Source organism: Thalassobium sp. R2A62, assembly GCF_000161835.1.
In the GTDB taxonomy this organism is placed as follows: domain Bacteria; phylum Pseudomonadota; class Alphaproteobacteria; order Rhodobacterales; family Rhodobacteraceae; genus Thalassobium.
In genome coordinates this window covers 1722418-1734982 of sequence record NZ_GG697169.2, presented here as the reverse complement: position 1 = coordinate 1734982, position 12565 = coordinate 1722418, and the positions used below count along the sequence as shown (strand labels likewise).

Here is a 12565-nt window from a genome sequence, read left to right as displayed (position 1 = left end):
CGCGCTGGAAACACTTGTCTTCCCATCGGTGGGCACAGATAGTTCGCCATATGAAATGGCTTTGGCTCTCATTTTGGTTTTTCCTTGCGGGGACTGCGGCCCAAGGGGCCGATCGGTTTGTTGTGTTTGCAGCTGCCAGCCTGAAAGGCCCGCTTGATGTGGTTTTGGCGGATTTTGAGGGGGACGTTGTCGTCTCTTATGCCAGCAGTGCTGTGCTGGCCCGTCAAATCCAACAGGGTGCGCCCGCGGATCTTTTTCTTTCTGCCAACACCGCATGGGCCCAACTTGTCGCTGAGAGCAAAGGTGTTTCCTCGGTCCCCTTTCTTGGCAATCGATTGGTGCTGATTAGCGCGACTGAGACCCCAATTGAGCTGACTGTTGCGTCGCTAGAGAGCCGTCTGGCGGGCGGACGGCTCGCGCTGGGCCTGACCCGATCGGTGCCTGCTGGTTTATATGCGCGCGAGGCGTTTGCAACGCTCGATCTGTGGTCATCTCTACGTCCTCATCTCGCCGAGACCGACAATGTTCGCGCTGTGCTGGCTCTGGTGGCGCGGGGCGAGGCCCCGCTGGGCGTCGTATATGTGACTGACGCTAAGTGGGGCGCGGTTCATGTGGTCGCCGATATCCCGACCAGCAGCCATGCACCGATCATTTACCCAATAGTCAACACAGGGCAGGGCGATGCACTGGCCATGCATCTACGTCGTCGCGCCTCGGTCTTTGCTGATGCAGGGTTTAGCGTGATTGAGCCTGCGCAATGACCCCAGAGCTTTGGTCAGTCGTCGCACTCTCGTTGCGGGTTTCGCTGGTGGCGATGGTGATTACTTTGCCGCTTGCCGTTGCTGTTGGGTATGCTTTGGCACGGTTTCAGTTTCGCGGCTGGCATCTGGTCAACGGGCTCGCGCATTTGCCCCTTGTTCTGCCGCCAGTCGTGACCGGCTACATTCTCTTGATTCTCTTTGGACGTAACGGTGCGCTTGGCGCTTGGTTGTTTGACACGTTTGGGATCGTCCTCGCATTTCGTTGGACGGGTGCGGCACTAGCAGCAGGGGTCATGGCGTTCCCCTTGATGGTCCGCGCAATCCGCCTTGCGGTTGATGCGGTTGATCCAAAGCTCGAAGAAGCCGCAGCCACCCTTGGCGCGTCGCGTTTGCGAATTTTTGTAACGATCACCTTGCCGTTGATTGTGCCGGGTGTGCTTGCCGCCGCTGTGTTGGGCTTTGCCAAGGCTATTGGCGAATTCGGGGCAACGATCACCTTCGTTGCGGCAATCCCCGGTGAGACACTGACAATACCATCGGCGATCTACGCCGAGCTGCAAATACCGGGCGACAGCCCTGCGGTCATCACGTTGGTTGGCCTTTCTGTCGCTTTGGCCTTTGGCGCGCTGGTCGTCTCCGAAGCGTTGGCCCGTCGCGTACGCAGGGGGCAACAATGACCCTGACCCTGACATTGCAACACCGATTTGATGATTTTGAGCTAGATCTGGATGTGATCGCTGGTGACGGCGTCACGGCAATCTTTGGGCCATCGGGCTCGGGCAAGACAACCATCATTCGTGCGGTTGCAGGCTTGCTGCGTCCTGATGCAGGCAGAATTCAAATGGGGGACCGCGTCCTCTTTGATCACAACGCACGTACGCACATCAAACCCTCTGACAGGCGCATCGGTTATGTTTTCCAAGAGCCCCGCCTGTTCCCTCATATGACCGTTTCTGGCAACCTGACCTATGCCAAAGGTGCAAAGGCAAGTTTTGATGATGTGGTGCAGATGCTCGGTATCGATCAGTTGCTCGATCGACGGCCTGCCAACCTGTCAGGTGGAGAGGCTCAGCGTGTGGCCATCGGGCGGGCACTTTTGTCGGAGCCCGATATGTTGTTGATGGACGAGCCGCTGGCGTCGCTTGATCAAGCGCGCAAAGACGACATTCTGCCCTACCTTGAACAGTTGCGGGACTACGGTCAGGTGCCGATCCTCTATGTGAGCCATGACATGGGTGAGGTTGCTCGCCTTGCGGGGCACATCATCTTATTGAATCGGGGGCGGGCCGTGCACAGCGGTCCCACCGCAGATGTTTTGGCCGATCCGAAAACAATGGCGCTGATCGGTCCACGGCATGCTGGCGCAATATTGACCGCGCGGCTTGTCGGTTATGAGCCGCGCGATGGATTATGCCTGTTTGAAACCTCGGCTGGTCTTTTGGTACTACCCGGAAACCCGGGTCAGGTCGGTGAAACCCGCCGCATCCGCGTCTTGGCCCAAGATATCGTTTTGGCAAAGACCAAACCGACCGATATCAGTGCGCTCAACGTCCTACCGGTTTCGATTTCTTCCATGACAGCGGGGCACGGGCCCGGCGTCGCGGTCGGATTGGTGTCTGGTACTGATGCATTGCTGGCTCGGATCACCAAAAGGTCGGCGCAGGTCATGCGGCTTGAGCCGGGGCAGCAGATTTATGCGATCCTCAAGGCGACGGCTGTCGCCCCTTCGGACATCAGCGCCCGCTAGACACCTTCTACAAATTTGTAGTCGCGCTCGGACACGGGCAAGCCATAGCTCAGCGCTTCTTGGTATTCTGCACCATGGTAAAACGTCTTGGCCGTTTCCATATCCGCGAACCGAATGATGACGCAGCGGTCACGTGTCGTGCCTTCCATCACCTCGACTGCACCGCCGCGTGCCAAAAACTCGCCGCCATATTTCGCAACTGCAGGACCGGCGAGAGCTGCGTATTTGCCGTATTCTTCGGCGTCTTTCACATCAACTTGGACAATGGCGTAGGTTGGCATTCTGGGTCTCTCCGTCTGACATTATTGAAATAGCGCCTGATTTTCGGGCGTTAGGGGCATGCTAGCGTCGCATCCTTGCGCAGCACAACCGCCGATCGGTCTTTTAGAAATTTTACCGTTTGATAAAAAAATAAAATGTGCCAAGATGACGAAAGATTAACCGGACGGAGCTGACATGAACACTCAACACACCCCTGGGATTGCGGCTGCCCGCCTTGACGCGGATGAGCTGGCGCAGAATTTTGACGACCTTCATGCGCCGCTTGCGCCGCACGAGGCGGCAGTCGCGGCTGACCGTTGTTATTTTTGTCACGACGCGCCGTGTATCACGGCTTGTCCGACAGACATCGATATCCCGCTATTCATCCGACAAATCAGCACAGGAACGCCAGACGCGGCGGCCAAGACGATTCTGTCGCAGAACATTCTGGGTGGTATGTGCGCCCGCGTTTGTCCGACCGAGGATCTTTGCGAACAGGCTTGTGTGCGCGAATTGGCCGAGGGCAAACCGGTTGAGATTGGTCGGCTTCAACGCTTTGCCACCGATTCCTTGATGGAAAAGAACGTCCATCCGTTCACCCGAGCTGACGCGACAGGCAAGAAGATCGCAGTTCTAGGCGCGGGGCCTGCGGGTCTGTCTTGTGCGCACCGGCTTGCGATGCTTGGGAACGAAGTTGTCATTTATGATCCCAACACAAAAGCAGGCGGCCTGAATGAATACGGTATCGCCGCCTATAAATCGACCGACGACTTTGCCGCGCGCGAAGTCGAGTGGCTGACCGATATTGGTGGCATCACGATTGAAACGGGCAAGAGGTTGGGGCCAGATATGACCCTTGATGCGTTGACCCATTGCTTTGATGCTGTTTTTCTTGCGGTCGGACTGGGCGGGGTGAATGCCTTATCGGTCACGGGTGACGAAAAATCTGGTGTCGAGGATGCCGTGTCATTTATCAAAGAGTTACGCCAAGCAGATGATCTGACGTCTTTGCCGGTTGGGCGCAATGTCGTGGTGATTGGTGGTGGTATGACTGCTGTTGATGCCGCTGTGCAATCCAAACTCTTAGGCGCTGAGGCCGTAACGATTGCCTATCGGCGCGACCGTGATGCGATGAGCGCGAGCCGCTATGAACAAGATCTCGCAGCGTCGCATGGTGTTAAGTTGATGTTCAACGTGATGCCAGTTGCGGTGCATGGCAACGGCAGCGCCACGCAGATTGAACTGGAATACACCCAAACCAAAGATGGCAAACTGACGGGCACGGGTGAAACGATGCGCGTAGCTGCAGACCAAGTGTTTCGCGCCATTGGCCAGACTCTCACGGCTGATACCGGCCTTGATCTTGATGGTCGCAAAATTGCGATCACTGGGGCTGGTCGGACCAGCCGCGCCCAAGTTTGGGCGGGCGGGGACTGTGCTGCGGGGGGCGATGACCTCACTGTCACTGCCGTGGCCGAAGGCCGCGATGCCGCGATTGATATTCACACCACATTGAACGGGAGCGTTTGACATGGCTGACCTGACAACAAATTTCTTGGGCATTTCCAGCCCCAATCCCTTTTGGCTGGCTTCGGCCCCGCCTACGGACAAAGAATACAATGTCCGTCGCGCGTTTGAGGCCGGATGGGGTGGCGTCGTTTGGAAAACACTAGGGTCCGAAGGCCCACCAGTCGTCAACGTAAATGGACCTCGGTACGGCGCAATCTATGGCGCTGATCGCAGGCTCTTGGGGCTCAATAACATCGAACTGATCACTGACCGCGATCTCTATACGAACCTTGAGGAAATCAAACGTGTCAAAGCGGATTATCCTGATCGGGCGCTGATCGTTTCGATCATGGTGCCCTGTGAGGAAGAAGCTTGGAAGGCTATTCTTCCCTTGGTCGAAGACACTGGCGCCGACGGCATTGAGCTAAATTTTGGATGCCCCCACGGCATGTCTGAACGGGGTATGGGTGCGGCAGTTGGCCAAGTGCCTGAATACATCGAAATGGTGACGCGCTGGTGCAAACAATATTACTCTAAGCCGGTGATCGTAAAGCTGACGCCGAACATCACAGATGTCCGTAAACCTGCGGCTGCGGCCAAACGTGGTGGGGCAGATGCAGTCAGCCTTATCAATACGATCAACTCGATCACTTCGGTGAACCTCGATTCGATGAGCCCCGAGCCAAGCATTGACGGCAAAGGCACTCACGGGGGGTATTGTGGTCCTGCGGTTAAACCGATCGCCATGTCGATGGTTAGCGAAATCGCGCGCAATTCCGAAACGCAAGGGTTTCCTATTTCAGGGATTGGAGGGGTCACTACGTGGCGCGACGCTGCGGAATTCATCACGCTTGGGTGCGGCAATGTGCAGGTTTGCACGGCTGCGATGACCTATGGCTTTAAGATCGTCCAAGAGATGATTTCGGGTCTATCCGACTGGATGGACAGCAAGGGCCACACGAGCATCGACGATTTCTTGGGTGCTGCGGTCCCTAACACAACTGATTGGCAATATCTGAACCTCAACTATGTCGCCAAAGCCAAGATTGACCAAGACGCCTGTATATCGTGCGGTCGGTGCTATGCCGCCTGCGAAGACACATCTCACCAAGCGATCGCGATGTCACCGGACCGTGTCTTCACTGTGATTGATGAAGAATGCGTCGCTTGCAATCTGTGCGTTGATGTCTGTCCGGTTGAGGACTGTATTAGTATGGAACAACTTGCCCCCGGCACCGTTGATCCGCGTACTGGCAAGACTGTGCAGGACGCATATGCCAACTGGACAACACACCCGAATAATCCCGGCGCAGTGGCCGCAGAATAACGTGTCTCCCTGGCGTGGGGCAGCAACCGTATCGATTTTCGGATTGTTGCCCCGCGTTCCAACCCCGATCTTTTCTGTTTGTGGGTTTAGCAGCCGATCTGCCGTGATTTTGATCAGGTGATGGAGACACATCAAACAAAGCGGCAAAAATCTTGACTCATACTGGACCTCTGTTAGCGTTTGCTTTGACCAGTTGGTCAAATTAGTTCGTCCACATGACCCCAGCGCCTCGACCGCAAGGAGACAGCCCATGCCAGCAATCGGTGAAAATCTTCGGATCAACGGCGAACGTTTGTGGGATAGCCTTATGGAGATGGCCAAAATTGGCCCCGGTATCGCGGGTGGCAACAACCGGCAGACGGTCACAGATGAGGATAGCGAAGGTCGTCATCTCTTCCAAAACTGGTGCGAGGCTGCAGGCTGCACCATGGGCGTCGATACGATGGGCAACATGTTTGCGACCCGTCCCGGCACAGACCCTGGCGCCTTGCCGGTCTATGTGGGCTCGCATCTCGACACGCAACCGACTGGCGGCAAATACGATGGTGTTCTAGGTGTGCTTAGCGGATTGGAATTGATCCGCACGATGAACGACCTCGACATCAAGACCAAGCATCCGATCGTTGTCACGAACTGGACCAACGAAGAAGGCACACGTTTCGCGCCTGCGATGTTATCGTCTGGTGTCTTTGCAGGGCTTCATACCCAAGATTGGGCCTATGATCGCGCGGATGCGGAAGGCAGGAAATTTGGCGATGAACTTAAACGCATTGGATGGCAGGGCGACGAAGAGGTCGGCGCGCGCAAGATGCATGCATTTTTCGAACTACACATTGAACAAGGTCCAATTCTCGAGGCCGAAGGGCGCGATATCGGTGTTGTGACCCACGGGCAGGGTTTGTCATGGACCCAAGTCACGGTGATTGGCAAAGAAAGCCACACTGGATCGACCCCGATGCCCATGCGCAAGAACGCAGGTCTCGCCATGGCGCGAATTTTGGCTGCAGTGGACGAGATCGCGCTCTTTCATGCGCCTCATGCTGTAGGTGCGGCGGGGCATATTGATGTATTTCCCAATTCGCGCAACGTCATCCCGGGCAAGGCTGTGTTTACCGTCGATTTCCGGTCGCCTGAATTGGACGTTATCACCGATATGGAGGCGCGGCTGCGTACGGTGGGTCAAAAAGTCGCTGATGATATGGGCCTTGAGATCAGCTTTGAAAAAGTTGGTGGCTTTGACCCAGTAGAATTTAACGAAGCTTGTGTTTCTGCGGTTCGTGATGCGGCCGAGCGTTTGGGCTATTCTCACATGAACCTGATTTCCGGTGCGGGCCACGATGCCTGTTGGATCAACCGCGTAGCGCCCACGGCGATGGTTATGTGCCCGTGTGTTGATGGCCTGTCGCACAACGAGGCCGAAGAGATCAGCCCCGAATGGGCGACCGCTGGCACTGACGTCCTACTGCATGCGGTGCTCGAGACCGCCGAAATTACGTCCTGAATTCCCAAGGAGAGCCTCATGTCCACAGTCATCAAAAACGGCACAATCGTCACACATGATCTGACCTATGAGGCAGATGTGTTGATCGAGGACGGCAAAATCATCGAGATAGGTCCGAACCTGTCGGGCGACGAACAGTTAGACGCGACTGGTTGTTATGTGATGCCGGGCGGCATCGATCCACACACGCACCTAGAGATGCCGTTTATGGGCACCTATTCCACGGACGACTTTGAAAGCGGCACGCGCGCTGCACTTGCGGGCGGCACCACAATGGTGATCGATTTCGCATTGCCGGCTCCGGGGCAGGGGCTGCACGACGCTCTTAAGATGTGGGACAACAAATCGACCCGCGCGAATTGTGACTATTCATTCCACATGGCGGTGACATGGTGGGGCGAACAGGTATTCGACGAAATGCCCTCGGTGATAAACGAACGCGGCATCAACACCTTTAAACACTTCCTTGCCTACAAGGGCGCGTTGATGGTCAACGACGACGAACTCTACGCATCGTTCAACCGGTTGTCTGAACTGGGCGGCATCGCGATGGTTCATGCCGAGAACGGCGATGTCGTGGCGGAACTCAGCGCCAAGCTATTGGCCGAAGGGAACACTGGCCCCGAAGCGCATGCCTATTCTCGCCCACCCCAAGTTGAGGGAGAGGCGACGAACCGCGCTATTATGATCGCCGACATGGCAGGCGTGCCGCTTTATGTTGTGCACACCTCTTGCGAGGAAAGCCACGAAGCGATCCGCCGTGCCCGACAACAGGGCAAACGCGTCTGGGGAGAGCCGCTGATCCAGCACCTGACATTGGATGAAAGCGAATACTTCAACAAGGATTGGGACCATGCGGCGCGGCGCGTCATGTCGCCTCCGTTCCGGAATAAACAACACCAAGACAGCCTATGGGCCGGCCTTCAGGCCGGTAGCCTCAGCGTTGTGGCCACAGACCACTGTGCGTTTACCACGGACCAAAAACGGTTTGGTGTCGGTGACTTTACCAAGATCCCGAATGGCACGGGCGGATTAGAGGATCGGATGCCGATGCTTTGGACGCACGGCGTGGCGACTGGTCGTCTGACGCCGAATGAATTTGTCGCTGTGACTTCGACGAACATCGCGAAGATCCTCAACTGTTATCCGCGCAAAGGTGCCGTCCTAGTGGGCGCTGATGCAGATCTGGTTGTTTGGGATCCGGCGAAAGAGAAAACCATCACTGCAGACACCCAACAGTCTGCAATCGACTACAATGTATTCGAAGGGCAAACGGTTAAAGGTCTTCCGCGCTATACCCTGACCCGCGGCCATGTTGCTATCCGTGATGGTGAAATCCATACTCAAGAAGGCCACGGTAAATTCGTTAAACGCGCTGGCAACACTGCAACCAACAAGGCGCTGTCGAGCTGGAAAGAACTGACCTCGCCGCGCCCTATCGAGCGCACTGGCATTCCAGCGTCGGGCGTCTGAATATGAAAGTGCGTTTGTGTCGTTAGAAAATACCCCCGTCATCACTGCCCGTAATCTTGATCTGACGTTTGAGACAAACGACGGTCCGATCCACGCGCTCAAAGATGTGTCGCTGGATATTGGCAAAGGCGATTTCGTCAGCTTCATTGGCCCATCGGGCTGTGGCAAGACGACGTTTTTGCGCTGTATCGCGGGGCTTGAGACACCGACGGCTGGCGAAATTACTGTCAACGGCATGACACCTGATGAGGCGCGGCGCGCGCGGGCTTATGGATACGTGTTTCAGGCCGCGGGCCTCTATCCTTGGCGCACGATCGGCGGCAACATTCGCCTGCCTCTCGAAATCATGGGGTATTCCAAGGCGGATCAAAATGAGCGGGTCAATCGCGTGCTCGACCTTGTTGATCTGGGTGGCTTTGACCGCAAATTCCCGTGGCAGCTGTCCGGGGGTATGCAGCAGCGCGCCAGCATTGCCCGTGCTCTGGCTTTTGACGCCGATATCCTGTTGATGGATGAGCCTTTCGGTGCGCTGGATGAAATCGTACGCGACCACCTTAATGAACAACTGCTTCAGCTTTGGGCGCGGACAGAGAAAACCATCGGCTTTGTCACGCACTCGATCCCCGAGGCGGTGTATCTGTCGACCAAGATCGTTGTGATGAGCCCGCGACCAGGCCGTATTTCGGATGTCATCGACAGTCCGTTGCCGCGCGAACGGCCGCTCGATATTCGTGACAGTCCCGAATTCATCGAAATCGCCCACCGTGTCCGCGATGGCCTGCGTGCGGGGCATATCGATGATTGACCGCGACGAGCGCCGCCTATGAGGTCGATCCTGCCTGTCCTGACGGTCGTCGCTGCGATCCTTGTCCTTTGGTGCATCGCGGTTGTGCCGATGAACATGCATCTGGTCGCAGATCAGGCTCAGCGTGACGATCTTGTTGTTGCCCCTGACACTCCCGGCGCGCGGCAAGAGCTATCAGGTTTGGGATTGTCCCTGCGCAACGCGCATTTGATTCCGCTGACCTATACATTCAAACGTCCCCGTCTGCCGTCGCCGCATCAGGTTGCAGGCGAGCTTTATGCGACTACAGTCGAGAAAAAGATCACCTCGAAACGAAGCCTTGTCTACCACGGCTGGGTCACGCTTGAGCCAACGCTATTGGGTTTTGTCATCGGCACGGCGCTGGGCATCATGTTGGCCATTGGTATCGTCTATAGTCGTGTAATGGACAGATCGGTCATGCCTTGGGCGATCGTCAGCCAAACCATCCCAATTCTAGCACTTGCACCAATGATCATCGTCGTTCTGGGGTCGATGGGTATTCAAGGGCTGTTCCCCAAATCAATAATCGCAGCCTATTTGTCGTTTTTTCCCGTCGTCGTGGGTATGGTCAAAGGTCTGCGCAGCCCAAGTGCCATGCAGCTCGATCTCATGCGCACCTACAATGCCTCGGGGTATCAGGTTTTGATGGGGCTACGGTTGCCTGCATCGACGCCCTATCTCTTTGCGTCGCTCAAAATTGGCATCGCCGCCTCGATCATTGGCACAATCGTCGCCGAATTGCCCACCGGGGCCAAGGCGGGCTTCGGCGCGCGAATGTTGGTCGGGGATCAATATGGACAGCCGCTTGTGTCGTGGGCCGCTCTGTTCGCTGCAGCGATCACTGCCGCCTGTCTGGTTGGAGTTGTCGCACTGATTGAACGGGTCTTGCTACGTCAAATGGGGATGAAACCCGCATGATGTATATAGTGGCAGGGTTTCTCATTTGGGGTTTGGGGTGGTGGTTGAACATCCGTCTTGCAAATGGCCCTGCGTCGGATACGCCCGCTATGCAGATCGTGATCCCCGTGATTTTTGGCGTGACGAGCCTGTTGATGTGGGAGCTTTGGGTCATCGGGTTCGACGTCAAACCGGTGTTTCTGCCGCGGCCCACAGAAATAGCAGCACGTCTGGTATCTGAATTGCCGACGCTTTGGGCGGATTTCAAACAAACGATCCTAAAAGGCGCGCTTGGTGGGTACGTCATTGGTGGATTTGCAGCCTTTGGCGTGGCCATCCTTGCCGACCGTTCAGAGTTCCTCACCCGAGGTGTTCTGCCAGTGGGCAGCTTTATGGCTGCTTTGCCAATTGTCGGGATCGCCCCGATTTTTGTGAAATGGTTCGGCAGTGATTGGGAATCTAAGGCTGCGGTTGTGACTGTGATGGTGTTCTTTCCGATCCTCGTGAACACGGTTGCCGGATTGCGCGACACGACCACGATGCAGCGTGATTTGATGCGTACATATGGGGCAGGGTATTGGCCGACGCTGTTCAAGTTGCGCCTGCCAGCAGCCTTGCCATTTATCTTTAACGGTTTAAAGATCGCCACAACGCTGGCGCTGATCGGTGCAATTGTCGCCGAATTCTTTGGCTCGCCTACTGTTGGAATGGGGTTTCGTATCTCAACCAGCTTTGGCGTTCTGGCCCTCGATTTAGTGTGGGCCGAAATTGTGATTGCCGCACTTACAGGCAGCTTGTTCTACGGCGCAGTCACTTTGATCGAACGAGGCATGACCTTTTGGCATCCGTCTCAACGATAACAATGATCCCGCAAAGGGACTTGGATACTGCAACTGACTAGGAGTTATGACAGATGAATAAATTTTTAACGGGAACGGCTCTCGCGGCAAGCATGGCGGCAAGTTCCGTAATGGCTGCTGGCCATGCAAATACAGTCACCCTGCAACTACAGTGGGTCACCCAGGCACAATTCGCAGGCTACTACGTCGCATTGGACAAAGGTTTCTATGATGAAGAGGGGCTTGAGGTGGAAATTCTCGCTGGCGGCCCTGATATTGCTCCGCCTCAAGTTCTTGCTGGTGGCGGCGCGGATGCAATGCTGAATTGGATGCCTTCTGCCTTGGCTGCCCGCGAAAAGGGTCTGCCTGTCGTAAACATCGCCCAGCCGTTCAAGACATCTGGGTTGATGCTCACATGTTGGAAAGACACCGGCATCATAGGTCCCCAAGATTTCGTTGGAAAGACCATTGGCGTTTGGTTCTTTGGTAACGAATATCCGTTCCTTTCGTGGATGAGCCAAGAAGGCATCTCTACTGATGGTGGCGACGACGGTGTCACAGTGCTCAAACAGGGCTTTAACGTTGACCCGCTCCTTCAGCGCGAGGCCGACTGCATTTCGACAATGACCTATAACGAATATGGTCAGGTTCTGGATGCGGGCGTGAACCCAGACGAGCTTGTGACCTTCAAATACGAGGAACAGGGCGTCGCCACTCTTGAGGACGGCATCTACGTTCTCGAAGAGAACCTCGCCGATCCAGTGTTCGAGGACAAAATGGTCCGGTTCGTTCGTGCGTCGATGGCGGGATGGAAATACGCTGAAGAAAACCCAGAAGAGGCTGCAGGCATCGTTCTAGACAATGACGAGACAGGTGCACAAACCGAAGCGGCTCAAGTTCGGATGATGGGCGAAATTGCCAAACTGACTGCCGGATCAAACGGTGCGTTGGACGAGGCTGACTACGAACGGACCGTTGCCACGCTTTTGGCTGGTGGTTCGGACCCTGTCATTTCGGCAGCACCAACCGGCGCATGGACCAGCGTTATTACGGATCAAGCGTTGAACTAAGCGATCCAGATATCGAAAGACCATGCCCCCGTTTCTATGCGTGGGGCATGGTCACATGAACGCGCAGCCAAATTTGGAAAATTCAGCGTAAAAATACCTAAAATACCAAAAATTCGGGAATTTTAAAAAAAGTTCGAAAAGGGCGAAAAAAGTCCTTGCGACTCTCTCGAGCTAACTCTAGATACCCCTCTACCGGCGGCGCAGAGATGCACCAACGGGACGGCAGACGGCAAAAAGCGGTAACGCAGAAAAGCCAGAAGTTGGAGAAATTTTGAGAAACAACAGGCGGGGCGCGCCACTAAGTTAGGGCGCATCTGGTCTGGTTTTGTCTCTCGCGTTATTTGAAATTGATAG

The 12565-nt window shown here is 55.6% G+C and carries 12 protein-coding genes; 11 read left to right on the top strand and 1 reads right to left on the bottom strand.

The window, feature by feature from the left end; all coding sequences use genetic code 11:
* Positions 1-50 precede the first annotated feature (50 nt).
* The 3 genes from modA to modC are packed head-to-tail and all read left to right on the top strand — an operon-like array spanning position 51 to position 2508.
* Complete coding sequence (gene modA / locus TR2A62_RS08615; RefSeq protein ID WP_009159422.1) at positions 51-761, top strand: molybdate ABC transporter substrate-binding protein; 711 nt, start codon at positions 51-53, stop codon at positions 759-761.
* Entirely contained in the window at positions 758-1438 is a 681-nt protein-coding gene (gene modB / locus TR2A62_RS08610; RefSeq protein ID WP_009159826.1) for a molybdate ABC transporter permease subunit, read from the top strand. The genes modA and modB overlap by 4 nt, the downstream gene beginning before the upstream one ends.
* Positions 1435-2508 (top strand): molybdenum ABC transporter ATP-binding protein, encoded by a 1074-nt coding sequence (modC, locus tag TR2A62_RS08605; protein WP_009158227.1) that lies wholly within the window; start codon positions 1435-1437, stop codon positions 2506-2508. The genes modB and modC overlap by 4 nt, the downstream gene beginning before the upstream one ends.
* Here the strand turns inward: modC and TR2A62_RS08600 are convergent.
* Complete coding sequence (locus tag TR2A62_RS08600) at positions 2505-2789, bottom strand: DUF1330 domain-containing protein (RefSeq protein ID WP_009157673.1); 285 nt, start codon at positions 2787-2789, stop codon at positions 2505-2507. The two genes, modC and TR2A62_RS08600, sit on opposite strands and share 4 nt — an antisense overlap.
* Before the next feature lie 175 nt (positions 2790-2964).
* On the opposite strand from TR2A62_RS08600, the gene TR2A62_RS08595 reads away from it, so the two are divergent.
* The 8 genes from TR2A62_RS08595 to TR2A62_RS08560 all read left to right on the top strand — a co-directional run bounded on the left by TR2A62_RS08595 (position 2965) and on the right by TR2A62_RS08560 (position 12211).
* Positions 2965-4299: an NAD(P)-dependent oxidoreductase gene (locus TR2A62_RS08595; RefSeq protein WP_009159027.1), complete on the top strand. Its 1335-nt coding sequence runs from the start codon at positions 2965-2967 to the stop codon at positions 4297-4299.
* Between the two features lies 1 nt (position 4300).
* Positions 4301-5605: an NAD-dependent dihydropyrimidine dehydrogenase subunit PreA gene (preA, locus tag TR2A62_RS08590; RefSeq protein ID WP_009160375.1), complete on the top strand. Its 1305-nt coding sequence runs from the start codon at positions 4301-4303 to the stop codon at positions 5603-5605.
* Positions 5606-5855: 250 nt separating this feature from the next.
* The gene (locus TR2A62_RS08585) at positions 5856-7106 is read left to right on the top strand and encodes a Zn-dependent hydrolase (RefSeq protein ID WP_009160915.1); all 1251 of its coding nucleotides are present in this window, start codon (positions 5856-5858) and stop codon (positions 7104-7106) included.
* Positions 7107-7124: 18 nt separating this feature from the next.
* Entirely contained in the window at positions 7125-8579 is a 1455-nt protein-coding gene (gene hydA / locus TR2A62_RS08580) for a dihydropyrimidinase (protein WP_009157821.1), read from the top strand.
* A gap of 16 nt (positions 8580-8595) precedes the next feature.
* A complete protein-coding gene (locus TR2A62_RS08575; protein WP_009158822.1) occupies positions 8596-9384 on the top strand; it encodes an ABC transporter ATP-binding protein in 789 nt (262 codons plus the stop codon).
* Between the two features lie 18 nt (positions 9385-9402).
* A complete protein-coding gene (locus TR2A62_RS08570) occupies positions 9403-10323 on the top strand; it encodes an ABC transporter permease (RefSeq protein ID WP_009159407.1) in 921 nt (306 codons plus the stop codon).
* Complete coding sequence (locus tag TR2A62_RS08565) at positions 10320-11162, top strand: ABC transporter permease (protein ID WP_009157598.1); 843 nt, start codon at positions 10320-10322, stop codon at positions 11160-11162. Before TR2A62_RS08570 ends, TR2A62_RS08565 begins: the two co-directional genes overlap by 4 nt.
* Before the next feature lie 53 nt (positions 11163-11215).
* On the top strand, positions 11216-12211 hold the full coding sequence (locus TR2A62_RS08560) for an ABC transporter substrate-binding protein (RefSeq protein ID WP_009157342.1): 996 nt from the start codon (positions 11216-11218) through the stop codon (positions 12209-12211).
* Positions 12212-12565: the final 354 nt, after the last annotated feature.

What these genes read in the sequence shown, in the direction of transcription:
- TR2A62_RS08595 (WP_009159027.1), top strand. Translation starts at nt 2,965, where the DNA reads ATGAACACTCAACACACCCCTGGGATTGCGGCTGCCCGCCTTGACGCG.
- hydA (WP_009157821.1), top strand. Translation starts at nt 7,125, where the DNA reads ATGTCCACAGTCATCAAAAACGGCACAATCGTCACACATGATCTGACC.
- preA (WP_009160375.1), top strand. Translation starts at nt 4,301, where the DNA reads ATGGCTGACCTGACAACAAATTTCTTGGGCATTTCCAGCCCCAATCCC.
- TR2A62_RS08565 (WP_009157598.1), top strand. Translation starts at nt 10,320, where the DNA reads ATGATGTATATAGTGGCAGGGTTTCTCATTTGGGGTTTGGGGTGGTGG.
- TR2A62_RS08600 (WP_009157673.1), bottom strand. Translation starts at nt 2,789, where the DNA reads ATGCCAACCTACGCCATTGTCCAAGTTGATGTGAAAGACGCCGAAGAA.
- TR2A62_RS08570 (WP_009159407.1), top strand. Translation starts at nt 9,403, where the DNA reads ATGAGGTCGATCCTGCCTGTCCTGACGGTCGTCGCTGCGATCCTTGTC.
- TR2A62_RS08560 (WP_009157342.1), top strand. Translation starts at nt 11,216, where the DNA reads ATGAATAAATTTTTAACGGGAACGGCTCTCGCGGCAAGCATGGCGGCA.
- modC (WP_009158227.1), top strand. Translation starts at nt 1,435, where the DNA reads ATGACCCTGACCCTGACATTGCAACACCGATTTGATGATTTTGAGCTA.
- modA (WP_009159422.1), top strand. Translation starts at nt 51, where the DNA reads ATGAAATGGCTTTGGCTCTCATTTTGGTTTTTCCTTGCGGGGACTGCG.
- modB (WP_009159826.1), top strand. Translation starts at nt 758, where the DNA reads ATGACCCCAGAGCTTTGGTCAGTCGTCGCACTCTCGTTGCGGGTTTCG.
- TR2A62_RS08585 (WP_009160915.1), top strand. Translation starts at nt 5,856, where the DNA reads ATGCCAGCAATCGGTGAAAATCTTCGGATCAACGGCGAACGTTTGTGG.